General features: G+C 70.7%; 27 protein-coding genes and 1 tRNA gene. 22 read left to right on the top strand and 6 right to left on the bottom strand.

What is annotated here, in order from left to right; translation table 11 throughout:
* Position 1: 1 nt before the first annotated feature.
* The 10 genes from ABL310_RS21605 to ABL310_RS21560 all read left to right on the top strand — a co-directional run bounded on the left by ABL310_RS21605 (position 2) and on the right by ABL310_RS21560 (position 8,746).
* Positions 2–811, top strand: coding sequence for an ATP-binding cassette domain-containing protein (locus ABL310_RS21605; protein WP_349369059.1), 810 nt, complete (start codon positions 2–4; stop codon positions 809–811).
* Positions 801–1,703, top strand: a complete 903-nt coding sequence (locus ABL310_RS21600) for an ABC transporter substrate-binding protein (RefSeq protein WP_349369058.1) — start codon at positions 801–803, stop codon at positions 1,701–1,703. Before ABL310_RS21605 ends, ABL310_RS21600 begins: the two co-directional genes overlap by 11 nt.
* A complete protein-coding gene (gene fhuB / locus ABL310_RS21595; protein WP_349369057.1) occupies positions 1,703–3,679 on the top strand; it encodes a Fe(3+)-hydroxamate ABC transporter permease FhuB in 1,977 nt (658 codons plus the stop codon). The genes ABL310_RS21600 and fhuB overlap by 1 nt, the downstream gene beginning before the upstream one ends.
* A gap of 369 nt (positions 3,680–4,048) precedes the next feature.
* A complete protein-coding gene (locus ABL310_RS21590; RefSeq protein WP_349369056.1) occupies positions 4,049–4,420 on the top strand; it encodes a Tat pathway signal protein in 372 nt (123 codons plus the stop codon).
* A gap of 87 nt (positions 4,421–4,507) precedes the next feature.
* The gene (locus ABL310_RS21585; protein WP_349369055.1) at positions 4,508–5,383 is read left to right on the top strand and encodes a MotA/TolQ/ExbB proton channel family protein; all 876 of its coding nucleotides are present in this window, start codon (positions 4,508–4,510) and stop codon (positions 5,381–5,383) included.
* Positions 5,340–5,780 carry a biopolymer transporter ExbD gene (locus tag ABL310_RS21580; RefSeq protein ID WP_349369054.1) on the top strand — a complete coding sequence of 147 codons (441 nt, stop codon included), beginning with the start codon at positions 5,340–5,342 and terminating at the stop codon, positions 5,778–5,780. Before ABL310_RS21585 ends, ABL310_RS21580 begins: the two co-directional genes overlap by 44 nt.
* A 4-nt stretch (positions 5,781–5,784) precedes the next feature.
* On the top strand, positions 5,785–6,201 hold the full coding sequence (locus ABL310_RS21575; protein ID WP_349369053.1) for a biopolymer transporter ExbD: 417 nt from the start codon (positions 5,785–5,787) through the stop codon (positions 6,199–6,201).
* Complete coding sequence (locus ABL310_RS21570; protein WP_349369052.1) at positions 6,198–7,406, top strand: TonB family protein; 1,209 nt, start codon at positions 6,198–6,200, stop codon at positions 7,404–7,406. Before ABL310_RS21575 ends, ABL310_RS21570 begins: the two co-directional genes overlap by 4 nt.
* A gap of 75 nt (positions 7,407–7,481) precedes the next feature.
* Complete coding sequence (locus ABL310_RS21565; protein WP_349369051.1) at positions 7,482–8,327, top strand: hypothetical protein; 846 nt, start codon at positions 7,482–7,484, stop codon at positions 8,325–8,327.
* 221 nt (positions 8,328–8,548) lie between these two features.
* Positions 8,549–8,746, top strand: coding sequence for a hypothetical protein (locus ABL310_RS21560; RefSeq protein WP_349369050.1), 198 nt, complete (start codon positions 8,549–8,551; stop codon positions 8,744–8,746).
* Between the two features lie 32 nt (positions 8,747–8,778).
* On the opposite strand, the gene ABL310_RS21555 is transcribed toward ABL310_RS21560, so the two are convergent.
* Positions 8,779–8,854, bottom strand: a tRNA-Ala gene (locus ABL310_RS21555).
* Between the two features lie 234 nt (positions 8,855–9,088).
* Between ABL310_RS21555 and ABL310_RS21550 the strand changes: the two genes are divergently transcribed.
* The gene (locus ABL310_RS21550; protein ID WP_349369049.1) at positions 9,089–9,379 is read left to right on the top strand and encodes a YggT family protein; all 291 of its coding nucleotides are present in this window, start codon (positions 9,089–9,091) and stop codon (positions 9,377–9,379) included.
* Between the two features lie 901 nt (positions 9,380–10,280).
* On the top strand, positions 10,281–11,174 hold the full coding sequence (locus ABL310_RS21545; RefSeq protein WP_349369048.1) for a tyrosine-type recombinase/integrase: 894 nt from the start codon (positions 10,281–10,283) through the stop codon (positions 11,172–11,174).
* A 126-nt stretch (positions 11,175–11,300) separates the two neighbouring features.
* On the opposite strand, the gene ABL310_RS21540 is transcribed toward ABL310_RS21545, so the two are convergent.
* A complete protein-coding gene (locus ABL310_RS21540) occupies positions 11,301–12,599 on the bottom strand; it encodes a porin (protein ID WP_349369047.1) in 1,299 nt (432 codons plus the stop codon).
* A gap of 156 nt (positions 12,600–12,755) precedes the next feature.
* Here ABL310_RS21540 and folD point away from each other — a divergent pair, with 156 nt between their 5' ends.
* Entirely contained in the window at positions 12,756–13,643 is an 888-nt protein-coding gene (gene folD / locus ABL310_RS21535) for a bifunctional methylenetetrahydrofolate dehydrogenase/methenyltetrahydrofolate cyclohydrolase FolD (RefSeq protein ID WP_349369046.1), read from the top strand.
* 90 nt (positions 13,644–13,733) lie between these two features.
* Here folD and ABL310_RS21530 read toward each other — a convergent pair whose 3' ends face one another.
* A complete protein-coding gene (locus ABL310_RS21530) occupies positions 13,734–14,198 on the bottom strand; it encodes a MucR family transcriptional regulator (protein ID WP_349369045.1) in 465 nt (154 codons plus the stop codon).
* A 934-nt stretch (positions 14,199–15,132) separates the two neighbouring features.
* On the opposite strand from ABL310_RS21530, the gene ABL310_RS21525 reads away from it, so the two are divergent.
* Positions 15,133–16,425, top strand: coding sequence for a porin (locus tag ABL310_RS21525; protein WP_349369044.1), 1,293 nt, complete (start codon positions 15,133–15,135; stop codon positions 16,423–16,425).
* A 153-nt stretch (positions 16,426–16,578) separates the two neighbouring features.
* Here ABL310_RS21525 and ABL310_RS21520 read toward each other — a convergent pair whose 3' ends face one another.
* On the bottom strand, positions 16,579–16,998 hold the full coding sequence (locus tag ABL310_RS21520) for a hypothetical protein (protein WP_349369043.1): 420 nt from the start codon (positions 16,996–16,998) through the stop codon (positions 16,579–16,581).
* A gap of 308 nt (positions 16,999–17,306) precedes the next feature.
* On the opposite strand from ABL310_RS21520, the gene ruvB reads away from it, so the two are divergent.
* From ruvB to tolB, 6 genes are all read left to right on the top strand, one after another.
* The gene (gene ruvB / locus ABL310_RS21515) at positions 17,307–18,356 is read left to right on the top strand and encodes a Holliday junction branch migration DNA helicase RuvB (protein WP_349369042.1); all 1,050 of its coding nucleotides are present in this window, start codon (positions 17,307–17,309) and stop codon (positions 18,354–18,356) included.
* A gap of 3 nt (positions 18,357–18,359) precedes the next feature.
* Entirely contained in the window at positions 18,360–18,794 is a 435-nt protein-coding gene (gene ybgC, locus ABL310_RS21510; RefSeq protein ID WP_349369041.1) for a tol-pal system-associated acyl-CoA thioesterase, read from the top strand.
* A 545-nt stretch (positions 18,795–19,339) separates the two neighbouring features.
* Positions 19,340–20,026: a protein TolQ gene (tolQ, locus tag ABL310_RS21505; protein ID WP_349369040.1), complete on the top strand. Its 687-nt coding sequence runs from the start codon at positions 19,340–19,342 to the stop codon at positions 20,024–20,026.
* Positions 20,027–20,041: 15 nt separating this feature from the next.
* On the top strand, positions 20,042–20,485 hold the full coding sequence (locus ABL310_RS21500) for a biopolymer transporter ExbD (RefSeq protein ID WP_349369039.1): 444 nt from the start codon (positions 20,042–20,044) through the stop codon (positions 20,483–20,485).
* Between the two features lie 5 nt (positions 20,486–20,490).
* Positions 20,491–21,690 carry a cell envelope integrity protein TolA gene (gene tolA / locus ABL310_RS21495; protein WP_349369038.1) on the top strand — a complete coding sequence of 400 codons (1,200 nt, stop codon included), beginning with the start codon at positions 20,491–20,493 and terminating at the stop codon, positions 21,688–21,690.
* A gap of 78 nt (positions 21,691–21,768) precedes the next feature.
* Positions 21,769–23,103: a Tol-Pal system beta propeller repeat protein TolB gene (gene tolB / locus ABL310_RS21490; RefSeq protein ID WP_349369037.1), complete on the top strand. Its 1,335-nt coding sequence runs from the start codon at positions 21,769–21,771 to the stop codon at positions 23,101–23,103.
* Here tolB and ABL310_RS21485 read toward each other — a convergent pair.
* Both ABL310_RS21485 and ABL310_RS21480 read right to left on the bottom strand, forming a co-directional pair.
* Complete coding sequence (locus ABL310_RS21485; protein WP_349369036.1) at positions 23,055–23,846, bottom strand: methyltransferase; 792 nt, start codon at positions 23,844–23,846, stop codon at positions 23,055–23,057. The genes tolB and ABL310_RS21485 overlap by 49 nt on opposite strands.
* Positions 23,836–24,063 carry a DUF2007 domain-containing protein gene (locus ABL310_RS21480; protein WP_349369035.1) on the bottom strand — a complete coding sequence of 76 codons (228 nt, stop codon included), beginning with the start codon at positions 24,061–24,063 and terminating at the stop codon, positions 23,836–23,838. Before ABL310_RS21480 ends, ABL310_RS21485 begins: the two co-directional genes overlap by 11 nt.
* A gap of 113 nt (positions 24,064–24,176) precedes the next feature.
* Between ABL310_RS21480 and ABL310_RS21475 the strand changes: the two genes are divergently transcribed.
* Together ABL310_RS21475 and ABL310_RS21470 are read left to right on the top strand one after the other, a co-directional pair.
* Complete coding sequence (locus tag ABL310_RS21475) at positions 24,177–25,190, top strand: polyprenyl synthetase family protein (RefSeq protein WP_349369034.1); 1,014 nt, start codon at positions 24,177–24,179, stop codon at positions 25,188–25,190.
* Between the two features lie 221 nt (positions 25,191–25,411).
* Positions 25,412–25,840, top strand: coding sequence for a rhodanese-like domain-containing protein (locus ABL310_RS21470; RefSeq protein ID WP_349369033.1), 429 nt, complete (start codon positions 25,412–25,414; stop codon positions 25,838–25,840).
* Positions 25,841–25,877: the final 37 nt, after the last annotated feature.

Raw genomic sequence — 25,877 nt, 5'->3', positions numbered from 1 at the left:
CATGGTGTCCGACGATCTCGACACGAGGCCGGCCTCGGACGAGGCGCTGAGGACCCGCGGCCTCGCGTACCGCGTGGAGGAGCGGGTGCTTCTGCACCCGCTCGACCTCGCATTCGCGGCCGGCGAGGCGAGCGCCGTCGTCGGCCACAACGGGTCCGGCAAGAGCACGCTCCTGAAGCTGCTGGCGCGGCAGATCGCGCCGACCGCCGGCGAGGCGCGCCTTCGCGGCCTGGAGCTCGCGCGATGGCCCGCCCGCGCCTTCGCGCGCGAGGTCGCGTTCCTGGCGCAGGAGACGCCGCGTGGCCTCGGCCTGACGGTCCGCGAGCTCGTCGCGCACGGACGCTATCCCTGGCACGGCGCCCTCGGTCGCTTCGGCGCGCGGGATCGCATGAAGGTCGAGGAGGCGCTGGCGCTCACCCGCCTCGACGGTCTGCACGACCGCATGGTCGACACGCTCTCGGGCGGAGAGCGGCAGCGGGCCTGGATCGCGATGCTGGTCGCCCAGGACGCGCGCTGCCTGTTGCTGGACGAGCCGATCTCGGCCCTCGACATCGCTCATCAGATCGAGATCCTAGCGCTCCTGCGCAGGCTGTGCCACGAGCGCGGTCTGTGCGTGATCGTGGTGCTCCACGACCTCAACATGGCGGCGCGGTTCTGCGACCGCATCGTCGCGCTGAAACAAGGGCGGCTGATCGCGCAGGGAACGCCTCGCGCCGTCGTGGAGCCCGCCGTGCTTCACCGCGTCTACGGCGTGCCGATGGCGGTCGTCGCGAACGAGGCGTCCGGCGATCCGGTGGCCTATGCGCTCTGACCGGACGCTCCGCCCGGAGCCGTGCCGACGCGGGCTCCTGAAGGCGCTCGGCTGCGTGCTCGCGACGCCCGCCGCCACGCTCGCCCGCGCCTCGAGCCCCGAGCGGATCGCCTCGCTCGACTACGGCGCGGCGACCACCCTGCTCGCGCTGGGCCTGCCGCCCGTCGCCGTGGCCGACGCGGCGGACTGGGACGTCTGGGTCGTCGACCCTGCGCTGCCCGCCGGCATCGTCGACCTCGGCGACGATCTCGAGCCGAACATGGAGCTGCTCGCCGCGATCCGGCCCGAACTGATACTGCTGACGCCCTATCTCGCGCCGCTCGCGCCGACGCTGGAGCGCATCGCGCCCGTCATGACGCTGACGATCTACGCCGAGGACGGCCGGCCGCTGGCCCGCGCCGAGGCGCAGACGCTCGAGCTCGCCGCCCGCATCGGCCGGATCGACGCGGCGCGAGCGTTCCTCGCCGAGGCCGACGCCACCTTCGCGGCGCTCCGCGCGCGCCTCGCCGGGATCGCCGTGCCGCCGCTCGCTCTCGTCAACTTCATGGACGCGCGGCACGCGCGGGTGTTCGGGCGCCACGGACTCTATCAAGACGTTCTCGATCGGCTCGGCCTCGTCAACGCCTGGAGCGGGCCGACGAACTTCTGGGGCTTCCGGACGATCGGCATCGAGGAGCTGTCCCGCGTCCCGGACGCAGCCGCCCTCGTCGCCTTCGAGCCCGTCCCGCCCGCGATCCTGCCGACGCTGCGGGCGAGCCCGCTGTGGCGGGCCTTGCCCTTCGTCCGGGAGAACCGCGTGTCGACGCTCCCGGGCGTTCTGATGTTCGGCATGGTGCCGTCCGCCCTCCGCTTCGCGCGGCTCCTCACCGAGCACCTGACGAGGCGCGCGTGATGGTTACGACGCCGCGCATCCATCCGGGCGTCGTGGCCGGCGCGCTCGGGACGGCCGCGCTCGGCCTCGCTCTCGTCCTGCTCTGGCCGCAGCTCATGGCGCTTCGCGAGCCTGCGGCCGGCTACGACATGGCGCGCATGCTGCTGCTGCACGCGCGGCTGCCGCGCATCGCCACGGCGATCCTTTCCGGCGCCGCCCTGGCGCTCGCGGGCGCGATCCTGCAGCAGGTCCTGCGCAATCCGCTCGCCTCTCCGACGACGCTCGGCGTCTCCGCCGGCGCGAATCTCGCCCTCGCCGTCGCGACCCTCTGGTTCCCGCTGCTCCTCGGGTTCGGGCGCGATCTCGTCGCGCTCGCCGGAAGCGCACTGACCATGACGGTCGTCCTGGCGCTGGTGTCCCGTCGCGGCTACTCGCCGTTCGCGCTCGTGCTCGCCGGTCTCGTCGCCAGCCTGTATTGCGGGGCGCTGGCCGCGCTCCTGGTGCTGATGAACGACCGCTACCTGGTCAGCCTGTTCATCTGGGGCGGCGGATCCCTGGCGCAGCAGGACTGGAGCGTTCCGGTCTCCCTGCTGGCGCGGATCGCCGTCCTCGTGGTCCTGGCCGCGCTTCTCGTGCGGCCGCTCGCGCTGCTCGATCTCGACGAGGGAGGCGCGCGCGCGCTCGGCGTGCCGGTGCGCGCCGTGCGCGTCTCGGGGATCGCCGTCGCCGTCGCCCTCGCCGCCTTCGTGACCAGCGCCGTCGGCGTGATCGGATTCGTCGGCCTCGTCGCCCCGGCCATCGCGCGGCTCGCCGGGGCGCGGAGCCTGCGGGCGCGGCTCGTCTGGTCGCCGCTCATCGGGGGAAGCCTCCTGTGGCTCACCGACGAAGCGGTGCAGGCGCTCGCGGGCTCCATCGGGCAATTCGTCCCGACGGGCGCCGTCACGGCGCTCCTCGGCTCGCCGCTCCTCCTCTTTCTCCTGCCGCGCCTGCGCAGCCTCGCCGGGAGCGCGCTCGACGCCGGCGGCGTGTCCGCGCGCCGGCGCGTCCGACCCTCGCGCCTTCTGGCGCCGCTCGCCGGCGTCCTCGGCCTCGTCGTGGCCGGCGCGCTGGTCGTCGGGCGCGCTCCGGACGGGAGCTGGGCCATCCTGGCCGCGGAGGACTGGGCCTCGGTCCTGCCTTGGCGCTGGCCCCGCGTGGTCGCGGCGGGCGCCGCAGGTGTCCTTCTCGCCTGCGCGGGAGCCATCCTGCAGAGGCTGACGGCGAACCCGATGGCGAGCCCCGAGATCCTGGGCATCAGCGCGGGAGCGACCCTCGGCGTCACCCTTGCGATCTTCCTCGCGCCGACGCTCGGTTCCGGCGGGCAGATCGGCGCCGCCTTTCTCGCCGCCCTCGTCGTTCTCGTCGCGATCTTCGCCTTCGGGCGTCGCTCCGGCTTCGCGCCCGAGCGTGTGCTCCTCGCCGGCATCGCGCTGAGCGCCTTCGTCGACGCGATCGCCGGCGCGCTCGCGGCGACGGGAGACCCACGCGCCCTTCAGGTCCTGCGTTGGATCAGCGGCTCGACCTCCGGCGTGGACGCCTCGTCGGCGCTCATGACCGCCGGGCTCGCGGGCTTGCTCCTGTCGTCGACGCTCCTGGCCCGCCGATGGCTGGACCTTCTCGTTCTCGGCCCGGCGGCCGCAGCGGGGCTGGGATTGCGGCTGGCCACGACGCGTGCGGCGCTCCTGGTGCTCGCGGCGTCGTGCACGGCGACCGCGACGCTCGTCGTCGGGCCTCTGAGCTTCGTCGGCCTCATGGCGCCGCACGTCACCCGGGAGCTCGGCCTCGCCCGCGGCCTGCCACAGGTCGCGGGCGCGGCGCTCGCAGGCGCCGGGCTCATGGTCGTCGCCGACTGGCTCGGCCGCGTGATGGACTTCCCCTACCAATTGCCGGCCGGCTTGATCTCCGCACTCGTCGGCGCGCCACTTCTCATGCTGCTCCTGCGCCGCGGCGGCGACTAGACGAGTGGATCATCGCCGAGCCGTAATCGCGTGAATATCAGCTTACACTGCTTCCAAACGAGACGTCGGCGCTCCGGGAACGAGGCCGCCCTCGACGTGAGCCGCCTCGTCCTGGTCGGAGAGAGCATCCATGCAGAGATCGTCTCGTGACGCAAGAGATTGCAGAGACGTGATGGTTCGTCATGAGCGTCAGTGTACTTTGGAACGTATCAAAAATTCTGTCTTGCACTTGCATCCAGCGCGGGAATAAGCGATCAACGCCGTCCTCTGCGAATTTCACGGCTCGAGACGATGATCAGAACAGTCGCACAGCGTTCCCTCCGCTTCTGCCTCGGCGCCGCCGGCGCATGCTGGATCTCGACGTCGGCCATGAGCGGCGCAATCGCGCAGGACGAGGGCCGGCCGATCGGGCTCGAGCTCAACCGTCTCGAAACGGTCGGCGACGCCTGCCGCGCCTACCTGATGATCGAGAACCGCTCCGCGGCGCTCGAAACGTTCCGTCTGGACCTGTTCGCGCTCGACACCGACGGCGTCGTCGCCCGACGGCTCGCGATCCAGCTCGGGCCGTTGCCCGGGGACAAGACGGTCATCAAGCTCTTCGACTTCACCGACGTGACCTGCGAGGGCGTCGGCAGCGTCCTCCTCAACGAGGTCCTCGCCTGTGAAGGCGAGAGCGGACCGCGTGAGGACTGCCTCTCGCAGATCGCCGTCGGCACCAGGTCCGTGCCCTTCCTGAAGTGACGCGCGCCGGCCGCCGCCGGCGGTCTCGACGAGAGCGCCGCGCGCGTGGCGGCGCGCCGCTCGCCCCCTGCTCCAGAACGGTCCAGCATGAACGAAGAATTCGGCACCGCCGACGCCCCGCCTTCCACGCCGGAGACCCCGCCCGCCTCGGCGGGGGAGGGATCGCAGCCGGCGGATGCCCCGGCCGACGCCGCCCAGCCGGCGCGACAGGCGCTTGCGGACGGCGCGGCGGAAGGAGCGCCCGCGCTGGCCGACGCGCCCGGCGGGGTGACGGAGCGCGCGCTCGAGCTCCTGCAGGTCGGCGGGCCCGTGGTCGCCGTCCTGCTCGCGCTCTCGGTGGTGGCGCTCGCCATCGTGCTCGTGAAGCTGATGCAGTTTCGCGCCCTCGGGCTCGGCGACCGCACGGCGGCGCGCGAGGGGCTCGCGCTGTGGCGCGCGGGCCGGGAGGCGCAGGCGCTGGAACGGCTGCGCGGGGCGAGGAACCCTGTCGCCCAGGCCCTGATCCGGGCGATCCGCGGCCAGCGGCGGGGGCTCCCGGAAGCGAAGGTGCGCGAGGAGGTGGTCCGTTACGGCCGCGACGTGCTGGCGGCGCTGCGGTCGTGGTTCCGGCCGCTCGAGGTGATCGCGTCGCTCGCGCCGCTGCTCGGCCTGTTCGGCACCGTGCTCGGCATGATCGAGGCGTTCCGCCAGCTGGAGGCGGCGGGCAACCAGGTGGACCCGGCGATCCTGTCGGGCGGTATCTGGGAGGCGCTCCTGACCACCGCGGTCGGCCTCGCCGTCGCCATGCCCGTCGTCGTGGTCCTGAACTGGCTCGAGCGCAAGGTCGACCGACTGGCCCTCGAGATGGACAGCGTCGTCACCCGCGTATTCACCCACGACCTCTCCGAGGACGCCGATCCGGCAGACGAGGACGCGATCCATGAGCCCGCCCGTTTCCGTAGCGCCGTCGCGGCTGGCGAATGAGGCGGGCGCTCCGCAGGGTCGGCGGCGCGCGCTGATCAGCCTGACGCCGCTCATCGACGTCGTGTTCATCCTCCTCGTCTTCTTCATGCTGACCTCGTCGTTCCTCGACTGGCGGTCGATCGAGCTCGACGCCCCCGCGCGGGCGGCGGCCGGGACGTCGGTCGAGGGAGCGCTGCTCGTCGAGATCCGCCCGGACGGCGTCCGGCTCGCCGGAGCGACCGTCTCGCTGGAGACGCTCGGCGAGCGCGTCGCCGCGCGCCTCGCGGCGAAGCCGGAGCAGCGCGTCGTCGTCGAGCCCGCCCCGGGCGTCTCCCTTCAGGAGGCGGTCCGCGTCCTCGACGGCCTCGCCGTGATCGGGGTCGCCGACCTCTCGCTGATCCGCGACCGGAGGCGCTGATCTCATGCTCTTCGAGCCGCCCCGTCCCCGTAACGACGAGGAGCGCGTCCTGCCGCTCATCAACGTCGTCTTTCTCCTCCTCATCTTCTTCATGCTGGCGGGCCGGCTCGCCACGTCGGACCCCTTCGAGATCGCGCCTCCGCGATCCGCGAGCGAGGGGCCGGCGGAGACCGGGGACCTGCTCGTGCTCGTCGGCGCCGACGGCGAGCTCGCGCTCGACGGCGCGCGCGTCGAGGAGGCGGCGCTGCGGGCCGCGGTCGCCGAGCGGCTGGCGGGCGACGCCGAGGCGCAGGTCCGGCTCAAGGCCGACGGGCGCGCCGAGGCGACGGCCGTCGTCGCGGTGATGGAGCTCCTGCGCGAGGCCGGCGTCGAGCGGCTGCGCCTGCTGACCGTGCCCGGCGGCGGGGACGTAGGGCGATGATGGAGACCGGGCCTCGGCAATGGGTTCCCGCGCTCCTCGGGGCCGCGCTGATTCATGCCGGCATCGCCGCCGCGATCCTGTGGCAGGCGCCGCGCTCCGGCGCGCAGAGCGCCGACCTCGGTGGCTTCGAGGTCGCGCTGGTCCCGGCCGGCGACGCGGCGGGCGGCGAGGTTCCCCCGATCGCGGCGATCGACGAGGCCGCGACGATCGACGCTCCGCCGGACGACGCCACCGACACGCCGCCGGAGGAAGCGGAAGTCGTGGAGGACGCGCCCGAGGCGGAGCCGGTGGAGGACGCGCCCGAGGCCGAGCCGGTCCAGGTCGCCGAAGCCGTCGAGGTGGTGGACGCGGGACAGCAGGCGCAGCCGGTGAACCCAGCGCCCGTCGAGGCCGTCGCGACGGCAGAGCCGGCGCGCGCTGCGCAGCTCGTGGCGCCGCAGGAGAGCGAGCCCCTGTCGACGACCGAGGTGGTGGAAGCGGTGGCGGTCCCGGCGCAGGCCGCCGCGATCGTCGAGGCCGACGTGGCGGATCCCGTCTCGCCCGATGCGATCCCGGTCGCCGAGGCCGTCTCTCCCCGGCCGAGCCAGGCGGAGGCGGTCGATGCGGCCGAGACGGTCGCGATCGAGGCCTTCGTGGAGGAAGCGGACGCGTTGGAGCCCGAGCCGGAAGAGGCGGCGCCGGTCCCGCCCCCGCCCGCGACCGCCGAGGTCGTCGCCGCGGCCGCCGTCGCCACGGCGGAGGTGGCGCTGCCGACCCCGCCGGCCCGCCCGAACGATCTTCCCCAGGTCGCACGCGCAGAGCCGGAGCGCCGTGCCGCTCCACAGCGCCGCGCCGCTCCCGAGCGCCGCGCCGCGCAGGCGGCTGCGGCGGCGCCCTCCCGCCAATCGGTGTCCGGCGCCGGCGCGCGCGCCGACCCGTCCGCGATCCGGCGCTACTCGGCCGAGCTCGCGGCGGCCTTGCGTGCGCGCATGCGCTACCCGGATGCCGCCCGGGCCCGACGGATCGAGGGCGTCGCGACCGTGCGGTTCACGATCGACGCGTCGGGCCGCGTGGTCCGCTCGAGCCTCGTCGGCAGCGCCGGCGACGAGAGCCTCGACCGGGCCGCGCTCGCCACCGTCCGGCCGGGCGCGTCGCTGCCCGCGCCGCCTCGATCTCACCAGGGCAGCGTCACCGTCTCGGTCCCGCTGCGTTTCTCGATTCGCTGATCTCGGCGAGACTGCACCGCGTTCCGGAGAGCAGGGGGCGCGCCCCCTCGGACGAGGCCACGAGGAGAGCCGTTGATGTCCGTGCGTGCCGATGACCGGCGCATGAGCGTGTTGGCCGTGTACCAAGCGGCGTTCCCGGAGCCGGCGGCCCTCGCCGACCCGCTGGAGGACGGGCAGTATCGTCTCGCGGATTTCCGCTCCGATCCGGCCGTTTGCGAGCGAGCCATGGCGGAGGAATTGCTGCGGGAACCCGATCTCGACCCCATGGGCCGGGGCGCGTACCTCGTCAACCGCCTCGCCCACGAGCTGGGCGGAAGCCTGGCGGCGCTCGACCTGGCCGGAGGCGACATCTCGGGGGTCTCGCCGCGGGTCACCGCCTACCGCAGCACGCTGGCGCACGGCGCAGTGGACGGCGAAGCCTACGCCTACCTCGAAACACGCGTCTTCCTCGGCCCGTGCGCCGAACGCGACCTGCCTGCCCATGCCGCCGGCGAGGCGATCGAGCGCGTCTTCGAGCCGCTCGTCGACGGTGTCGCGCGCGCCTGCGGTCTATCGCGCGGGGCGCTGTGGCGCCTGGTCGCCGACAACGTCGCGAACGCGTACCTCCTTCTCGGCAAGGAGGCAGGCGAACTCCATCGCGCGACGGGACGAGCCGAAGCCGTCATCCGGCGACCGGGATCACGGCTCGACTTCCGCCAGCTCGCCTTCCTGACCATCGAGATCGACGCGTCGGAAAGTCCCTTGGGTCTTCCGCTCCGCGAGACCTTTCGCGAACGGGCGGGCTGCTGTCGCTACTATACGACGGCGCGCAGCGAAGGCGCCTATTGCGGCACGTGCGTGCTTCGCAAGGACAGGCGGGATTTCCTCCGCAAGACGATGATCCGTCATGCCGCGGACGCTGAGGAGAACGGCGGAGCGTAATCGTTCGGGCCGGAGCGCGATGCTCGTGTTCGGCAGGTCGGGGGAGCGTCTCGTCGGCGCGTTCGGCGCCGTCGATCTTCTCGGGGCGGAGGTGCTTCGCGCGGATGCTCCTCTCGTGGCCGAGCACTGCGCGAACATCCGGCTCACCTACGACACCCGGATCTCGCCCGTATCGTCACGTTTCGATACGAATCGCGAAAGCCGAAGATCGAGAGGCGGTGATGCAGCGCCTCGCCGAGGGCATGGTTCATTGCTGCGGCGGCCTGGAGAGCCGAATCGTGCTCAGCGACCGGCTGCCGGCCTATTCCGAGCGTACCGACGACATCGAGCTCATCTGCAAAGGCGCCTTACAGCTCGACGGCTTCGCTAGGCTCGGTTCTGGGTACGCAGCTCGGCGGCAGAAGCCGCCAAATCTCTGATACAAAACCATATTTTGGAAATCGAGGGGACCTGGTGGAGCTGAGGGGATTCGAACCCCTGACCTCTGCAGTGCGATTGCAGCGCTCTCCCAACTGAGCTACAGCCCCGGCCGGTTCGGCCGGACGAAGGGCGGGGCGGGTGGCCTCGCCGTCCGAGTTGGCGGTTGATAAGCGGGCCGGGGGCGGCTGTCAACGCGGATTTCGCGTTCGCCGCCCAAAGAGATCGACGCCCGCACGCCGCGCGGCCGACGCGCCATTGTCCTCGCGCGCGATCACGGCTAAACGAAGCGCGGCGGCACCTCACGTTCGCTTCTCCCCCGGATCCGCAGCCAGGACGACCAGATGATCGCGCTCTTCCAAACGATCGACTTGATTTTGGGCCTTCTGACATGGGTGATCATCGGATCGGCCATCCTCAGCTGGCTGATCGCCTTCGGCGTGGTCAACATGCAGAACGACGTCGTCCGCGCGATCTACGACGTGCTGAGCCGCATCACCGAGCCGCTCCTGCGTCCGATCCGGAACATCCTGCCCAATCTCGGCGGCATCGACATCTCGCCGATCGTGCTGTTGCTGATCATCTTCTTCCTACGCAGCTTCCTGATGAACGACATCGCGCCCGCTTTGCTCTGACAGGCGGGCGCGCTCCGATTCGGTCCTGTCGCCGCGCGACTTCGGCAACAGCCGCGCCGGCTCGCGGTCGCGGCGTGCATCGCCTCGCCGGGGGCATGCGGGTGCGACTCGCTCGTGCGAGTCTCCACCTTTTCGTGTACCATCGGCAAAAAAACATCCTTGGGTCTTGTTCGCGCCCTTGATAATCGTTGTAAAAATATCACGGATGCAAGTCGATAGGCGCTACATGTGTTACAACTTTAAAAGGTAATCGTTCTCTCGAAGCAGATTTCGACGAGCTTAACGTCGAGCGGACAGGCGTAAGCATCAGGTCGCTTTCTCGCTCATCAAGGCAATCAGAGGTGTTTATTCATTGCCGCAGCGGCCCACTGCCGGGAAACCGCGGCAGACCGCCGATCTCGGCCCTCCCTTGCGGCTGTGCAAGGTTTCCTTCCGTCGGCGGAGCCGGCGCGGTCCCTGCGGCGGTCCGGCGTCAAACGCGAATTAATCAATATTTCCGCGCGGCCGAGTGGCGACTTTCGACGAATCGATGTCGGCGAGTTGTCGTGCGCCGGTCCGATCAGTCGTGGGCCGGATCGCCAGCTCACGCCGTCTGAGCGCGCCGCCGGCCGCAATGATGCGGAGGTGCTCGGAGATCAATCGAAAATTGAAACTTCGACCTCGTGCTAAGAGCCTCAAATCGCACGAGAGGACTCGGTACGCCTTCTGCTCCATACGTGATTCTACTATGTTGCAGATCCTTCAGCGTTGAGCTTGCTAGAATCGCGTTAGATTAGAGGCTGAAGATGTCAGTTTCCCCAAGGGAATATCAGCGATTGCCCGATCAGCTTGAAGCTGAGCGGCCTAACTCTGCAAAGACAATAAAGGTCAGGCACTCTAGTCATCCTTAAAAAACCAGACTTTGCAAAAACGGAGATTCAAATCTGCGCCACGTGTCAGCAAAGCGCGCCGTTACACCCTCGTCGAGACGATTGATCGATTCTTCCGTGAGGCGACCGTCAAGAAAGGCACTCGGCGAACGTACCGCTCGAACGCCAAGAACTGGACCACGACATTCCCGCGCCTGCATCTTGACGAAGTCGATCGCTCGATCCTCGCTCGCTTCGTCTCGATCCGGAAGGACAAGGGCGTCACGGATACGACGATCCGCCGCGACATCGCCTTCCTCGGTACGGTGTTCTCGATGGCGATCTCTTGGGGATGGATCGACGCCAACCCGATCACGGCGTTGAGCAAGAAATTCCTGAAGGAATCGCCGCCCCGCACCCGCTTCCTGACGCGGCGGGAATTCGATCGGCTCTACGCCGCGGCGTCCGAGACGCTCAAGCCGCAGATCGTGCTCGCGGTGGAGACCGGCATGCGCAAGGAGGAGCTGCTCGGCCTGACGATCGACGCGATCGATCTGCGCCGGCGCGAGATCCACTTGCAGGAAACCAAGACCAACTCGCCGCGGCGGGTCCCGCTCTCCGACGTCGCGATCGCGACGATCTCGGACCTGATTGCGAGGCCCGGGCGTCCGCCGTCGCGGTTCCTCTTCTGCAAGCCGGACGGGACGCGAATCCTGTGCAACAAGAAAGGATTCCGCGCCGCCTGCGACCGCGCCGCGATCGTCGACTTCCGCTTCCACGACCTGCGCCACACCTTCGCATCGTGGTGGGTCCAGTCCGGCGGCGACCTCTACAAGCTCAGCCGCGTGCTCGGCCACCGCACCCTGCAGATGAGCGCCCGCTACGGCCACCTGCGCACGGACGATCTCCACGAGGAGATGCGGAAGGTGGAGACGCGGCGGGGGTGATCGCCGGTCTCGGTTCTGGTGATCGGCCAGGACCGCGTCCTGCTTCGTCCTTTACGAGCCCAGCCACGAAAACGGGAAGAGCCCCGGCGCGAACGCCGGGGCTCGAGAGCGATCCGACGACGCGGATCAGAAGTCGCGCTGGATGCGCAGACGGCCGGCCCAGCGGGAACCCTCGTCGTCGATGAGGTTCGGAGCCGTCGCAGCGTTGTAGCCGTTGATCTGCACCGCGAGATCGGTATCGATCTGGGTGTACACCACGTCGGCCGCAAAGGTCAGGCCGGACACGGGGCGCCAGTTCAGACGGGTGCCGAGCTGCCACCAGGTGTAGTCAACCGACGCATTGTTCGCGACGGGCGCCGCGAGAACCGGAGTGAGCTTGCTGTCGACCTCGCCGTAGCCACCCTGGAAGTCCGACCACAGAGTCGGGGTCCAGAAGTGACGGAAGCCGGCAACGATCGACCACGCCTCGGTCGTGTCGAGATCGGTGACCGCACCGACCGTGTTGAGGTTGGCGTCGAAGGCGCGGACACCGAACTCGGAGACCGTCGTCGGCGGGTCCACGTAGTCGATCGCGCCGTCGGCGTAGGTGGCCTGCAGCCAGAGGGCGTCACCGGCCGCGATCATCGGCAGGCGGATGTTGATGCCCGCACCGACCGCCCAGCCCATCTCGTCGTCGACGGCAACGGCTTGGTTGTGACGAACCTGATGCAGGGCGGCCATGACCTGAGCCGAGCCCCACGCCTGGGCGACGTTCAGGTTGGCGACGAGATCCGGCAGCTCCTGACCACCGTAGCCGAGCGGAACGGCCGGCTGGGCGAACAGAGCCGTATTGTTGCCGATGCCTTCACGACGGGTGAGGCCGTTCTCGACCGAGATGGTGGCAGAGAAGCCGGAACCGAACGTCGCGGTGTAGGCGAGAACCTCGGTCGACGGATCGGACACGCCGTTGTTCGCCGTCATCATGCCGCCGCCCCAGAAGGAGAAGAACGACGTGATGCGGCCGGCAGTCAGGCCAGCGAACTGGATGAACGCCTGGTCGAGAGCCGCACCCTGGCCCTGCGACGAAGCAGTCCACGTGCGATCATTGGCGGCCGCATCGGAGGCCTCCCAGCCGGCGGCGCCGCGAGTCAGCGAGCTGTCGGCGTTGATGCGGATGAACGAGCGCAGCGTGCCGAACTCGGTCGCCGTGCGGGCGTCGAACGCGATCGAGCCGCGCGCGAAGAACTCGACATCGTCCTCACGACGGTCGATCTCACGGTCGTTCTGCTCCGCGAAGCGATAGTCGACGCGCACGTAGCCGGAGATCTGCAGGCACGTCTCGGTGCCCGGGATGACGAAGAAGCCCGTGCCGCCGATCGGCGCGTTCGGGCAGGTGCGGACGTACTCGACCGGCGCCGCGGCGCGGACCGGAAGATCGGCAGTCATCGGGGCGAACTTTCCGGGCGACGTTCGGGGCCATGCCGAGGCCGCGGGGCCATGCTGCGCCGGCGAGGGTTGAAACCGGGCGGGAGAGAGGTCATTGGGGGCGGCGAGCCGGATGCGGGCGCGCCCGCCCGCGACGGCCGCCGAGGAGGGCGCCCCATGTCCGCAACACCGATCGACGGCAAGGCCATCGCCGCCGCCCTGCGGGCGCGCGTCGCCGAGGAGACGCGGGCGCTCGCCGCGCGCGGCGTGCATCCGGGCCTCGCCGTGGTGCTGGTGGGCGAGGATCCGGCGAGCCGTGTCTACGTGCGCAACAAGGCGGCGCAGACGGTGGAGGCGGGGATGCGCTCCTTCGAGCACAGGCTCCCCGCCGACACGACGCAGGCGGACCTCCTCGCCCTCGTCGCGACGTTGAACGCCGACGACGATGTCGACGGCATCCTGGTGCAGCTGCCGCTGCCGGCGCAGATCGACGCGCAGACGGTGATCGAGGCGATCGCGCCGGACAAGGACGTCGACGGCTTCCACCCGGTGAACGCGGGGCGGCTCGCGACCGGCATGCCCGGCCTCGTTCCCTGCACGCCGCTGGGCGCGATGATGCTGATCGACACCGTCCGGCCCGATCTCTCGGGGCTCGAGGCGGTGGTGATCGGGCGTTCGAACATCGTCGGCAAGCCGATGGCGCAGCTGCTGCTCGCCCGCTCCTGCACCGTGACGATCGCCCATTCGCGCACCCGCGACCTGCCGGACGTGTGCCGCCGCGCGGACGTGCTGGTGGCGGCGGTGGGCCGGCCCGAGATGGTGCGCGGGGACTGGATCAAGCCGGGCGCCGTCGTGATCGACGTCGGCATCAACCGCGTGCCGAACCCGGCCGCGGAGCACGACCCGGCGGCGAAGAAGACCCGCCTCGTCGGCGACGTCGCCTTCGCGGAGGCGTGCGCGGTGGCCGGGGCGATCACGCCGGTGCCGGGCGGCGTCGGGCCGATGACCATCGCCTGCCTGCTCGCCAACACGCTGCAGGCGGCCAAGGCGCGGCGCGGGATCTGAGGCGAGGGCGGGCCGAGAGCGCGCGGCTCACGAAAAAAGGCCGCCCGAAGGCGGCCTTCCCGTCTCGATCGATTCGGGCGATGCGCCCGATCAGGCGACCTTCTTGCGCCCGCGGCCGCGGGCCGGAGCTGCGGCCTCGGGCTCCGCCTTGCGGCGCTGGGCGCCGAGACCCATGGCCTTGGCGAGCTCGGAGCGGGCGCTCGCGTAGTTCGGCGCGACCATGGGGTAGTCCGGGGGCAGGCCCCACTTGGCGCGGTACTGGTCGGGAGTCATGTCGTACTTCGTGCGCAGGTGGCGCTTGAGCGACTTGAACTTCTTCCCGTCTTCCAGGCAGATGATGTAGTCCGGCGTAATCGACTTCTTGATCGGCACCGCCGGGACAGGAGCCTCGGCCGGCTGCTCGGTCGCGCCGGTCGCCACCTTCGTCAGCGATGCGTGCACCGCGTCGATGAGGCCCGGAAGCTCGGACGTGGGCAGAGAATTGTTGCTCACGTAGGCCGAGACGATTTCCGCCGCGAGCTCGATGTAATTGTTGGGTTGAGTCTGTTCGCTCATTGAGCCGGTCCTAATCTGGTGACAGGGGATCCGTACGAACGGACCTGCCGTGGCGCCGTGTGGAAGACCACCTCACCGATCCGCTCGTGCGTCGTTCATGACGTCAGGTCTTTCAGGTACGTGAATTTGATCTCGACGGCAAGTGCTTGCCGAATAAAAATCGATGTAATGCGCAAAATTTTGCAGACCACCACGGCCGAAGCCCGACGGACACCGATATGCGCCCTGGCCGGGAAAGTTGTTCCGAGCGCCGACAAGCTTACGGAACCGTTCAGCAGCAAAGGCCCCGCCGCATCGGGCCGCGCCTCATTTGCGGCTCATTCGAAAACGGGCCGCGCGCAGGTGTCCGAACTGCCGCGCCCAGGCCGCGAATCAGCGTGGTCGCGGCGCGAAGACACGGGCCGGCGTCCGCGAATCGCTCTGCGAGGCTCCGGCGGGCCCGCGCACGCGCGCCGGCCCGGGTCGGAACCGGTCTTCCGTCGACCGTGCGCGCGCCCCCGTGCTCGCGTGTGCGCACACACGCGGACACGCGCGCGAGCACCAGGTGCGAGGCGCGACCCGCGGACGGCGCGGCGACTCGCGCCGTCCGCCTCCCCGAAACATGGGCTCACGGCCGTGGAGCGGGCGCTCCGGCGCGCGGTGGGTGGCCGGATCGGGCGATTTCCGGGCCTTACCCCGCCATTCTCGTGGCCTTTGTGCAACACCGCGATCCGAACAGCCCCGCCGAGGGGCTCGGCGGCGCAATCGCGCTTGATCGGCGGCGGGGGGCGCGGCAAACCTTCTCTCGCGACGGGGGGTCCTCTGTCGCAGCCCGCTGGCGGCGCTTCGGCACCGGCGGCGGGTCACAGGGGAAAAGGGACAGCTTTCGAGTCTCGACGAGTTCTCGTGGCGAAACACCCGGCCCCCCAGGGTCTCGAAACTTTGGAGGTCATCAATGAAGCTCGCCAAGAGCCTTCTCCTCGGGTCTGCCGCGGGTCTGGTCGCGGTCACCGGGGCTCAAGCTGCCGATCTTCCGGTCCGCGCCGCGGCGCCGGTCGAGTACGTCCGCACCTGCCCGAACGCCCCGATCGGTGGCACGGGCTTCTTCGTGATCCCGGGCACCGAGACGTGCCTGCAGATCTCGGGCTACGTCCGCGCCGAGTATCGCTTCTCGGAGAACAACGACTACACCGTCGAGCGTGAGCAGAACGACATCGACTTCTTCGCGCGCGGCTCGATCGCGTTCGACGCCCGCACGGCGACCGAGTTCGGCACGCTGCGCTCGTTCATCCGCATCAACGCCAACAGCACGAACGATGCCACGGACGCCGTGCTCGATCAGGCCTTCATCCAGTTCGCTGGGCTGACTGCCGGTCGCATCACGTCGTTCTTCTCGTTCTTCGGCGGCAACCTGATGTCGGGCTCGAACGGCCTGTCGGATCCGTCGACCGAGGTTCTCGCCTACACCGCGACGTTCGGCTCGGGCTTCTCGGCCACGATCTCGATCGAGGACGCTTTCGCCCGTCGTAACGGCATCCGCGCCTCGACGGCCGCTGGCCTCGACAACCTCGAGGGCGGGCAGGAGCTGCCGGGTCTCGTCGCCAACCTGAACGTCGCTCAGGCCTGGGGCTCCGCCCAGGTGATGGGTGCGCTGCATCAGGTTCGCCACAACCAGCCCGGCGTGGCTGTCGACGACGAGCTCGGCTGGGCCGTCGGCGCGGGCGTCAACATCCGCCTGCCGATGATCGCGGCCGGCGACGCTCTGTGGCTGCAGGCGGTCTACGCGGACGGCGCGGTGTCCTACGCCGACGCTCCGAGCGCGGTTGCCGAGTTCAACCTCGGCCTGAACGACGCCTACCTCAATGCCGCGGGCACCTCGCTCGTCACGACCGAGGCCTGGTCGATCGCGGCCGCGTTCCGCCACTTCTGGACGCCCACCATCTGGCAGGACATCCAGGGCGCCTACGGCGAGGTGGACGTTCCCACCACGGCCGCCGGCTTCGTGGCTGCTCCCGGCGTGGTCGTACGCGGCACCGCCGTCGACTACACCTGGTGGCAGGCCGGTACCCGCCTGAACTGGCGCCCGGTTTCCGGCCTGACGTTCTCGGCCGACGTGGTCTACACCTCGATCGACCCGGACAACCCCGTCCGCGCCTACAACAACGGCAACCTGGTCCTCCCGGCCACGGTGGTCAACAACGACGGCTCCACCTGGGCCGGCCGTCTGCGCATCCAGCGCGACTTCTGATCCGTCCTGCACGGTTCACGGGAAGCCCCGGCTCACGCCGGGGCTTCTTTTTTGTGCGCCAGGCCGCGCCCGACCGATGTCGAGCGCACAAGAAAAAGCCCCGGCTCCCGCCGGGGCTTTCCCGTACCGTCACGCCAGAGGCGTTCGGTTGGCTTACTGACGCTCGATCAGCTGACCGGACGGCGCCGCGGTGGCGTCGTCATCGGTCAGGAGACGGCGACGCTCCTGCACGCCGACGGCGGTGTCCGGCGAGGCCGGGGCCGCATCGACGACCGGATCGGGGGCGCCCATCGTGCCGACCGTACCGGTGGCGAGGCCCTCGTAGTTTTCGCAGACCACGCCCGGATCGGTGCAGTCCACGTACCAGGAGCTGGTCTCCTCGCCGATCAGCATGCCCGAGGGCGCGGCCGTCGCATCGTCCGAGGTCATGAGGCGGCGGCGCTCCTGCACGCCGATCGCGGTCTGCGGCACGGCCGGAGCCGAATCGACGACCGGATCGGGAGCGGCCTGCTGGGCGCTCGCGGGAGCGGCGAAGAAGAGGGCGGCGGCGGTGGTCATCAGGATGTACTTCATGGATATCCTCCATTCGGATCTCGTTGCGCCACGGCGAAGCGCGACGCCGGAATGCTCCACCAACGACGGGACGGGATTCGTGTTCCGAGAATCCGTTCCTCACATGGCCCCGAAAGGTCGCCCTCTCCCTAGGGGATAGGCAGAAACCGCCGTGCTCGCAGGGGCTTGGCCGTAGAGCCGCTCGGGCGCGACGCCCGGATTTTTTCTTTTGTGAAGAGCGCGAAGGCTCTCGTCGCGGCCCTTTGGGGCTGGCTCGCGCGGCGCGAGGCTGTAAAAGGCGAGGCGGCAGGTAACGAGAGAGAGCGCCCGTGAGCGAAGCTGATCGCCTGGTCTCCCCCGTGAAGCGCGAGGACGACGTCGATGCGTCCCTGCGCCCGCTCTCGCTCGCCGACTTCACCGGACAGCGGGCCGCGCGCGCCAATCTCCAGGTCTTCATCGAGGCGGCGAAGGCGCGGGGCGACGCCCTCGACCACGTGCTGTTCGTCGGCCCGCCGGGGCTCGGCAAGACGACGCTCGCGCAGATCATCGCGCGCGAGCTCGGCGTGAACTTCCGCTCGACCTCGGGCCCGGTCATCGCCAAGGCGGGCGATCTCGCCGCGCAGCTGACGAACCTCGAGGAGCGCGACGTGCTCTTCATCGACGAGATCCATCGGCTCAACCCGGCGGTGGAGGAAATTCTCTATCCGGCGATGGAGGACTTCCAGCTCGACCTGATCATCGGCGAGGGGCCGGCGGCGCGCTCGGTGAAGATCGAGCTGCCCCGCTTCACGCTGGTGGGCGCGACGACGCGCGCGGGTCTGCTCACCACGCCGCTGCGGGACCGGTTCGGCATCCCCGTGCGGCTCGAGTTCTACGAGGTCGGCGAGCTCGAGCTCATCGTCAAGCGCGGCGCGCGCGTAATGGGGCTCGGCATGTCGGACGAGGGCGCCAACGAGATCGCCAAGCGTGCGCGCGGCACGCCGCGCATCGCCGGGCGGCTGCTGCGGCGGGTGCGCGATTTCGCCGTGGTGGAGGGCGTCGAGACCGTCGGCCGCGGCCTCGCCGACAAGGCGCTCGGCCTCCTCGACGTCGATCCCGTGGGGCTCGACGTGATGGACCGCAAGTACCTGACCATGGTCGCCACCAATTTCGGCGGCGGGCCGGTGGGCATCGAGACCATCGCCGCCGCGCTCTCGGAGCCGCGCGACGCGATCGAGGAGATCATCGAGCCCTACCTGATCCAGAAGGGCTTCGTGCAGCGCACCCCGCGCGGGCGCCTGCTCACGCCCCACGCCTTCCGGCATCTCGGCATGCCGGAGCCGACGCGCGATCCGGGCGCGAGCCAGTTCGGGCTGTTTCCGGGCGGGGACGAGGGCTGACGCATGACGGATGCGCTGATCCCGCTCGCGGGCCGGTTCGCGGACGGCGTGCATCGCCTGACGGTGCGCGTCTACTACGAGGACACCGATTTCTCCGGCATCGTCTACCATGCCAACTACCTGAAATACTTCGAGCGCGGGCGCACCGACCAGCTCCGCCTCGCCGGCGTGGCGCAGTCGGAGCTGCACGCGGAAGGGGAGGGGATCGCCTTCGCCGTGCGGCGCATGACGCTCGACTGGGTCAAGCCCGCGCGCATGGACGACGTGCTGACGGTGGAGACCCGCACGCTGGAGGTCAAAGGCGCGACCATCCTGCTGGCGCAGCGCATCCTGCGGGGCGAGGAGGCGCTCGTCACCGCCGACGTGACCGTGGCCGCCATCCGCGGCGGGCGGCCGGTGCGGATCCCGGAGGGGCTCCGGGAGCGGCTCGGCGGGTGAGGACGGCGGAGCGCGGCCGGTGAGGAGGCGCTCGCGATGCGTCTCTCTCGCGCGGATGCGTCTCTCGAGCGCGACGAGATTCCCCTCTCCCTCGTGGAGAGGGGCGCGGGGCGAGGGCTCCGACCCGACCCGTGCCGACGTCGGCTCGACCGCGGGGCAGCGCTGCATCGAGGGCGGGACCGTTCCGTACGCCCCTCACCCTCGGCCCCTCTCCACGGGGGAGAGGGGGGTCCCTCGGCGACCTGTCGCCGAACGTCTCGAGCTTCATGCAGAGCGCCCGTGCGACCGCCCCCGCACCGTCCGCAGCGCCCTTGCGCCGCACCCCTTCGCCGCCTGCGCGTCAAGCCTCCGTTAACCCTGATCGTGTCCTCATCGCAACAGCGCCGAGAGGCCGCGCCGGCGCTGGCAATCGCTCATATTTTCGACATGTTGCGGCGCGAACCACGTTTGCAGGACGCGTTCCGAACCGTTAAGCCTTGTTCGGGCCGAACGTCCCCCGCGCCGCGCGATCCCGCGCTCGAGCCGACACTAGGACGAACCCGCCGATGACGCACGATCTCTCCCTCTGGGGCCTGTTCTGGCAAGCCCACATCGTGGTCAAGCTCGTGATGATCGGGCTCGTCGCCGCCTCGGTCTATTGCTGGGCGATCATCATCGACAAGACGCTGCTGTTCCGCCGCCTCACCCGGGCGATGGACCGCTTCGAGGAGGTTTTCTGGTCGGGCCGCTCGCTCGACGAGCTCTACCGCTCGCTGGCGGAGCGTCCGACGACGGGGCTCGCCTCCGTCTTCGTCGCCGCCATGCACGAGTGGAAGCGCTCCTTCGAGGGCTCGGGCCGGTCGGTGGCGAGCCTGCCGGCGCGCATCGACAAGGTGCTCGACGTCACCATCCAGCGCGAGGTGGAGCGGCTCGAATCCCGGCTGATCTTCCTCGCCTCGGTGGGCTCGGCCGGGCCCTATCTCGGCCTGTTCGGCACGGTCTGGGGCGTGATGACGTCCTTCATCGCCATCGCCGCCTCGCAGAACACCTCCCTCGCGGTGGTCGCGCCGGGCATCGCGGAGGCGCTCTTCGCCACCGCGATCGGGCTCATCGCCGCGATCCCGGCGGTCATCGCCTACAACAAGTTCCAGGCCGAGGTGGCCAAGGCGCAGATCCGGCTCGAGGGCTTCGCCGACGAGTTCTCGGCGATCCTGGCGCGTCAGGTCGACGAGCGCCTGGCGGCGGCGGCGTAAGGGGGCGCGACGGCCATGTTCTCCCACGGCGGACCCGGAACGGGCGGCGGACGGCGCAGGCGCCGCGGGCGCGCGCGCGCCATCAACGAGATCAACATGACGCCGTTCATCGACGTCATGCTGGTGCTCCTCATCGTCTTCATGGTGTCGGCGCCGCTGCTCTCCGCGGGCGTGCCGCTGGACCTGCCGCAGGCGCAGGCCGGCCAGCTCAACGTCGACGCCAAGCCCATCGCGCTGTCGATCGACGCCGAGGGCCGCGTCTTCCTCGAGGATGCCGAGCTCGCCGACGGGGAGATCGTCGCGGCGATCGAGGCGCGGGCGGAGGAGGGCGCGGAGGCGCGCGTCTTCGTGCGCGGCGACCGCGCCGTGGATTACGGCCGCGTCGCCGAGGTGATGGCGCTCGTCACGCAAGGCGGCTTCAGCCGCGTCGCTCTCGTCACCCTCCCGGACCAGAACTGAGCTCCATGCGCGCGCGCGGCCTCTTCTCCTTTCGCGAGCCGGGCCTCCTCCTCTCGGGCGTGGCCCATGTCGCGCTGATCGTCGGCGGCCTCGTCGCCGTCTCCGGGGTCGTGCCGCTGCCGCCGGTGGAGGAGGGCATCCCGGTCGAGATGATCACGGAGACCGAGTTCTCGCAGATCAGGCGCGGCGAGATCGAGGCCGAGGCGCCGATCCCCGAGCCGCGCCCGCGGGCCGATCGCGTGGCCGAGGCGCCGGAGCTTCGCCCGGCGGGCGAGGCCCAGCGCGATACGCAGACGCCGGCGACGCGAACGCCCGACATGCAGGTGGCGGATCGCCCGACACCGGCCGAGGCCGAGCCGCCGCCTCCCCCGCCGCCGCCCGCCCCGCTGCCGACGCCAGAGCCGGCGGAGGTCGCCGCGCCCGCGCCCGTCCCGCCCGCTCCGGAGCCGATCGCGGCGCCCGCGCCGCCGGCGCCGTCGCCCGAGCCGGTCCCCGAGCCGGTCGTGCCGGTGGAGGTCGCCGAGGCCGCGCCCGCGCCGCCCGCTCCGCTGCCGCCCTCGCGCTCCCAGCGCGCGCAGGCGCAGGCCGAGGCCATGCAGCGCGCCGCCGCGGACGCGGAGCGCCAGCGCGTCGCGGAGGCCGAGACGCGCCGTCGCGAGGTGGAGGAGCGCGAGCGCCGGCGCGTCGCCGAGGCCGCCCGCGCGGCGGACACGGCGCGCGCCGAGGAGGCCCGCGCGAGCCGCGTCGCCGAGGAGGCCGAGCGCTTCGACCCGTCCGACATCGCCTCGCTCCTGCGCTCGACCGAGGAGGCCGCCTCCACCGGCGCGGCCGCCGCCGAGATCAATCGCACGGCCTCGCTCGGGACGGAGACCGGCCGGGCCGCGACGCTGAACCCGAGCCTGATGTCGCAGCTCGCCGGGCTGATCCAGCAGCAGCTGCACCGCTGCTGGAACATCCCGCTCGCCGCGCAGACCGCGAACGCTCCGCCGGTCGCGGTGGTGCGGATCGTGCTCAACGAGGACGGCACCCTCGCGGGCTCGCCGGAGCTGACCAATTCCTCGGCCGATCCGCTGTTCGGGCCGATCGCCGAATCGGCGCTGCGCGCGGCGCGGAGCTGCGCGCCGCTCCAGATTCCGGCCCAATTCGCTCCCTATTACCAGGACTGGAGGAACCTGACGGTGAACTTCAATCCGCTCTACTCCTGAGGCGGCGGGTCCGCCTTCGCCTCGCTCCCGCTGTCGACCCGTGCGCGGCCATCCGCCGCCGAACACCCGGAACCTGCCATGCGCCTCGTCCTGAACGCCCTGCGGATCGGCCTCGTCGCCGCCGGCGTCGCCGCCCTCGCGCCGGGGCTCGCGCCCGCGCCTGCGCGCGCCGAGCTCGTCGTCGACGTCCAGGGCGGCCAGTTCCAGCCGATGCCGATCGCCGTCGCCGAGTTCGTCGGCGAGGGCAATCTCGGGCCCCAGATCTCGAGCATCGTCGCCTCGAACCTGAACCGGTCGGGCTATTTCGCGCCGCTCGACCAGGGCCGCTTCCCCGAGCGCACGCCCGCCTTCGACGCCGCGCCGCAATTCGACCTGTGGCGCCAGGCCGGCGTGCAGGGCCTCGTCACCGGCCGCGTCACCCGCGACGGCCAGGGCCGGCTGCGCACCGAGTTCCGGCTCTGGGACGTGCAGACCGGCCAGCAGATCACCGGCCAGCAATTCTTCACCGACCCGAACAATTGGCGCCGGGTCGGGCACATCATCTCGGACGCGATCTTCACCCGCATCACGGGGCTCGCGGGCTTCTTCGACACGCGCATCGTCTTCGTCGACGAGACCGGGCCGAAGGAGAACCGCCTCAAGCGCCTCGCCATCATGGACCAGGACGGCGCCAACGTGCGTTACCTGACTCCGGGCGACAATTCGGTGGTGACGCCGCGCTTCTCGCCGCGGGCCCAGGAGATCGCCTTCATGGCGCAGGTCTCCGGCGAGCAGCCGCGGGTGCAGGTGCTCAACCTCGAGACCGGCGCGCGCCAGGCGGTGGGCAACTTCCCCGACATGACGTCCTCCCCCCGCTTCTCGCCCAACGGCCGCTCCATCGTCATGACGCTGCAGCAGGGCGGCAACGCCAACCTCTATCTCATCGACCTCGTCTCGCGCACGATGACGCGACTGACCTCGACGGTGGCGATCGACACCTCGCCGTCCTTCTCGCCGGACGGCTCGCGGATCGTGTTCGAGAGCGACCGCGGCGGCTCGCAGCAGCTCTACACGATGAATTCCGACGGCTCGAACGTGCAGCGCATCTCCTTCGGGCAGGGCTCGTATTCGCAGCCGGTCTGGTCGCCGCGGGGGGACTGGATCGCCTTCACCAAGATGCAGGGCGGGCGCTTCGCCATCGGCGTGATGCGGCCGGACGGCTCGGGCGAGCGCATCCTCACCGAGGGCTTCCACAACGAGAGCCCGGCCTGGGCGCCGAACGGGCAGTACATCGTCTTCTTCCGCGATCCCGGCGGCCAGTCGGGCGGGCAGCTCTACATGGTCGACATCACCGGCCGGGTCGAGGTGCCGATCCCGACGCCGGGCTACGCCTCCGATCCGACCTGGTCGCCGCTCCTCTCCGAGGTGCGCTGATCCCAGACGCCCTCGCGGTGCGCGCGATCGGCGCGCGCCGTGAACCGCCCGTCCGCCTCGTGCAGCACGAAGGCCGGCGCGATCGAGAGCGGCGTGCGGGCGTCCTTCACGGCGTGAATCACGATCCGCGTCGCGTCCCTGTCGGCGCGCGGACGCACCGGGGTGACGCGGATCGCGCCGAAGCGGCGCTCGAGCGCGGCGAGGCAGGCGGGAAGCTTGTCGGCGCGCTGGATCAGCGACAGCCGCCCGCGCGGCCGCAGCAGGCGGGCGCAGGCCTCGATCCAGGCGGCGAGCGAGCCCTCCGCCAGCGCGTGCGCCGCGGCGCGGGCGGCGTCCGGCGAGCGGGGCGCCTCGCCCGGCTCGAAATAGGGCGGGTTCGTCGCCACCGCGTCGGCGCGCGCCGGCGCGAGCGGGAGCCCAGCGAGGAGATCGGCGCAGACCGAGATCCCGCGGCCGGACATCCCGTTCTGCGCGAGATTGCGCACGCCGAGCGCCGCGAGCGCCGGGTCGCGCTCGACGAGCACGATCCGCGCCTCGGGCGCGCGGACCCCCGCCATCAGACCCACCGCCCCCGTCCCCGCGCCCGCATCGACCAGGAGCTCCCCCGGCGCGAGCGTCGTCGCGGCGGCGAGGAGCACGGCGTCGGTGCCGGCACGGTGGCCGCCCCTGCGCTGCCAGAGCGCGACGCGCCCGTCGAGCAGCGTGTCGCGCGTGAGGCCGCCCTCGTCCGGCTCAGGCGCCATCGCGCAGCTCGGCGCCGAGACCGGCCTCCTCGAGGAAGCGGCGCGCCGCGTCCGCCTCGTCGTCGACGACCAGGATCCGGCGCTGGATCACGCCGATCGAGCCTTCCATCACGCTCGTGTGATTGTCGGCGACGAAGATGTTGAAGCCCGCCTCCCGCAGCAGCGACTCGGCGTAGCCGATCAGCACCACGTCGTTCGTTCGGATCAATTCGACCATGCGCCGCTCGTTTCCCTCTTGCGTCAACCCCGCGCGTTGCGCCACAGCATAGCCCGTGCGACCTTGCCGTCCATCCGCGGCGGGGGCCGCGTCAGGAAAAAGAGGTCGAGCGCGTGGGAGTCGTCGTTCCCTTCGAGGAGAGAGCCGCCGAGCCGGGCATCGAGGCTCTGGTGTCGCTGGTGGCGGCCGACATGGGCCGCGTCAACGAGATGATTCTCTCGCGGACGGGCTCGGACGTGACGATGATCCCCGAGGTCGCCAATCATCTGATCTCGTCGGGCGGCAAGCGCCTGCGCCCCATGCTCACCCTCGCCGCCGGCCAGCTCTCCGGCTACCGCGGCGACGGCCACGTCAAGCTCGCGGCCTCCGTCGAGTTCATGCACACGGCGACGCTCCTCCACGACGACGTCGTGGACGAGAGCGACATGCGCCGCGGCAAGATCGCCGCGCGGGTCAAGTGGGGCAACGAGGCGAGCGTGCTCGTCGGCGACTTCCTGCTGGGCCAGGCCTTCCGCATGATGGTGGAGGTCGGCTCGCTGCGCGCGCTCGAGATTCTCTCCGACGCCGCCGCCATCATCGCCGAGGGCGAGGTGATGCAGCTCGCCGCGGCGAAGAACATCGAGACCACCGAGGACAACTACCTCGCCATCATCCGCGCCAAGACCGCCGAGCTCTTCGGCGCCGCCTGCGAGGTCGGCCCGGTCATCGCCGAGCGCCCGAAGAGCGAGGCCGAGGCCTGCCGCTCCTACGGCATGAATCTCGGCGTCGCCTTCCAGCTGGTCGACGACGCGCTCGACTACGGCGGTGCGGCGGCGAAGCTCGGCAAGAACGTGGGCGACGATTTCCGCGAGGGCAAGATCACGCTGCCCGTGGTTCTCTCCGTGCGCCGCGGCACCGATGCCGACCGCGCCTTCTTCCGCCGCACGCTGGAGCGCGGCGAGATCGCGGAGCGCGACCTCGAGGAGGCGCTCTCCATCATGCGCCGGAACAAGGCGCTCGAGGACACGGTCGCCCGCGCCCGCCATTACGGGGCGATGGCGCGGGATGCGCTGGGCATCTACCCGGACGGGCCGATGAAGCGGGCGCTGCTCGACGCGGTCGAGTTCTGCGTCGCGCGGGCCTATTGAGGCGCGCGTCCGCTCGAGGGCCCATCGCGACCGGGGCCGTTCTCCTCGGCTTCGACCCGGCGCCGCCGCTTGGCGTCGGACGGGCGCGCCGAGGCCGGCGCGACGCCCGGCTCGTTCGTGTCGAAACAATCTAAAATCGATCTAAACCGATCTTCAAGACTCCTGTGTCGAACTTCGTTCCTGTGTTGCCGCGTCACACGGAAAACAGGAGGAAGTTGACCATGCGTAAGTTCATCGTCGCCGCCGCCGGGATGCTGGTCGCTCTCGGCCTCTCCACCGCCGCCCAGGCCGATCTCGCCCCGCTCGAGATCGAGGGCGCCACGACCGTCGACGCCGAGGGCGTGATCGCGCTGGTCCAGTCGACCCCGGATCTCGTCATCCTCGACAATCGCAAGGAGGCGGACTACGCCGCCGGCCACATCGAGGGCGCCGTGCGCCTGATCGATACCGACATCGAGGGCGAGGCCGACCTCGCGGCCCACGTCGCGGCCAAGGACGCGCCGGTCCTGTTCTACTGCAACGGCCTCGCCTGCGGCCGCGCCGCCGCCGCCGTGATCAAGGCCGTCGGCTACGGCTACTCGAACGTCCACTACTACGCGCTCGGCATGGAGGAGTGGCGCGAGAAGGGCCTGCCCCTCGTCACCCGGTGAGGCGCGCCCGGCGCCTTCCCCCTCTCCCTTCCCCCGA

The sequence above is a fragment of the Salinarimonas sp. genome (genome assembly GCF_040111675.1).
GTDB lineage: Bacteria > Pseudomonadota > Alphaproteobacteria > Rhizobiales > Beijerinckiaceae > Salinarimonas.
This window is presented reverse-complemented; position numbering and strand designations above follow the sequence as displayed.

Coding starts and splice junctions, on each gene's coding strand:
- ABL310_RS21605 (WP_349369059.1), top strand. CDS start 2: ATGGTGTCCGACGATCTCGACACGAGGCCGGCCTCGGACGAGGCGCTG.
- ABL310_RS21600 (WP_349369058.1), top strand. CDS start 801: ATGCGCTCTGACCGGACGCTCCGCCCGGAGCCGTGCCGACGCGGGCTC.
- fhuB (WP_349369057.1), top strand. CDS start 1,703: ATGGTTACGACGCCGCGCATCCATCCGGGCGTCGTGGCCGGCGCGCTC.
- ABL310_RS21590 (WP_349369056.1), top strand. CDS start 4,049: ATGAGCGGCGCAATCGCGCAGGACGAGGGCCGGCCGATCGGGCTCGAG.
- ABL310_RS21585 (WP_349369055.1), top strand. CDS start 4,508: ATGAACGAAGAATTCGGCACCGCCGACGCCCCGCCTTCCACGCCGGAG.
- ABL310_RS21580 (WP_349369054.1), top strand. CDS start 5,340: ATGAGCCCGCCCGTTTCCGTAGCGCCGTCGCGGCTGGCGAATGAGGCG.
- ABL310_RS21575 (WP_349369053.1), top strand. CDS start 5,785: ATGCTCTTCGAGCCGCCCCGTCCCCGTAACGACGAGGAGCGCGTCCTG.
- ABL310_RS21570 (WP_349369052.1), top strand. CDS start 6,198: ATGATGGAGACCGGGCCTCGGCAATGGGTTCCCGCGCTCCTCGGGGCC.
- ABL310_RS21565 (WP_349369051.1), top strand. CDS start 7,482: ATGTCCGTGCGTGCCGATGACCGGCGCATGAGCGTGTTGGCCGTGTAC.
- ABL310_RS21560 (WP_349369050.1), top strand. CDS start 8,549: ATGCAGCGCCTCGCCGAGGGCATGGTTCATTGCTGCGGCGGCCTGGAG.
- ABL310_RS21550 (WP_349369049.1), top strand. CDS start 9,089: ATGATCGCGCTCTTCCAAACGATCGACTTGATTTTGGGCCTTCTGACA.
- ABL310_RS21540 (WP_349369047.1), bottom strand. CDS start 12,599: ATGACTGCCGATCTTCCGGTCCGCGCCGCGGCGCCGGTCGAGTACGTC.
- folD (WP_349369046.1), top strand. CDS start 12,756: ATGTCCGCAACACCGATCGACGGCAAGGCCATCGCCGCCGCCCTGCGG.
- ABL310_RS21530 (WP_349369045.1), bottom strand. CDS start 14,198: ATGAGCGAACAGACTCAACCCAACAATTACATCGAGCTCGCGGCGGAA.
- ABL310_RS21525 (WP_349369044.1), top strand. CDS start 15,133: ATGAAGCTCGCCAAGAGCCTTCTCCTCGGGTCTGCCGCGGGTCTGGTC.
- ABL310_RS21520 (WP_349369043.1), bottom strand. CDS start 16,998: ATGAAGTACATCCTGATGACCACCGCCGCCGCCCTCTTCTTCGCCGCT.
- ybgC (WP_349369041.1), top strand. CDS start 18,360: ATGACGGATGCGCTGATCCCGCTCGCGGGCCGGTTCGCGGACGGCGTG.
- tolQ (WP_349369040.1), top strand. CDS start 19,340: ATGACGCACGATCTCTCCCTCTGGGGCCTGTTCTGGCAAGCCCACATC.
- ABL310_RS21500 (WP_349369039.1), top strand. CDS start 20,042: ATGTTCTCCCACGGCGGACCCGGAACGGGCGGCGGACGGCGCAGGCGC.
- tolA (WP_349369038.1), top strand. CDS start 20,491: ATGCGCGCGCGCGGCCTCTTCTCCTTTCGCGAGCCGGGCCTCCTCCTC.
- tolB (WP_349369037.1), top strand. CDS start 21,769: ATGCGCCTCGTCCTGAACGCCCTGCGGATCGGCCTCGTCGCCGCCGGC.
- ABL310_RS21485 (WP_349369036.1), bottom strand. CDS start 23,846: ATGGCGCCTGAGCCGGACGAGGGCGGCCTCACGCGCGACACGCTGCTC.
- ABL310_RS21480 (WP_349369035.1), bottom strand. CDS start 24,063: ATGGTCGAATTGATCCGAACGAACGACGTGGTGCTGATCGGCTACGCC.
- ABL310_RS21470 (WP_349369033.1), top strand. CDS start 25,412: ATGCGTAAGTTCATCGTCGCCGCCGCCGGGATGCTGGTCGCTCTCGGC.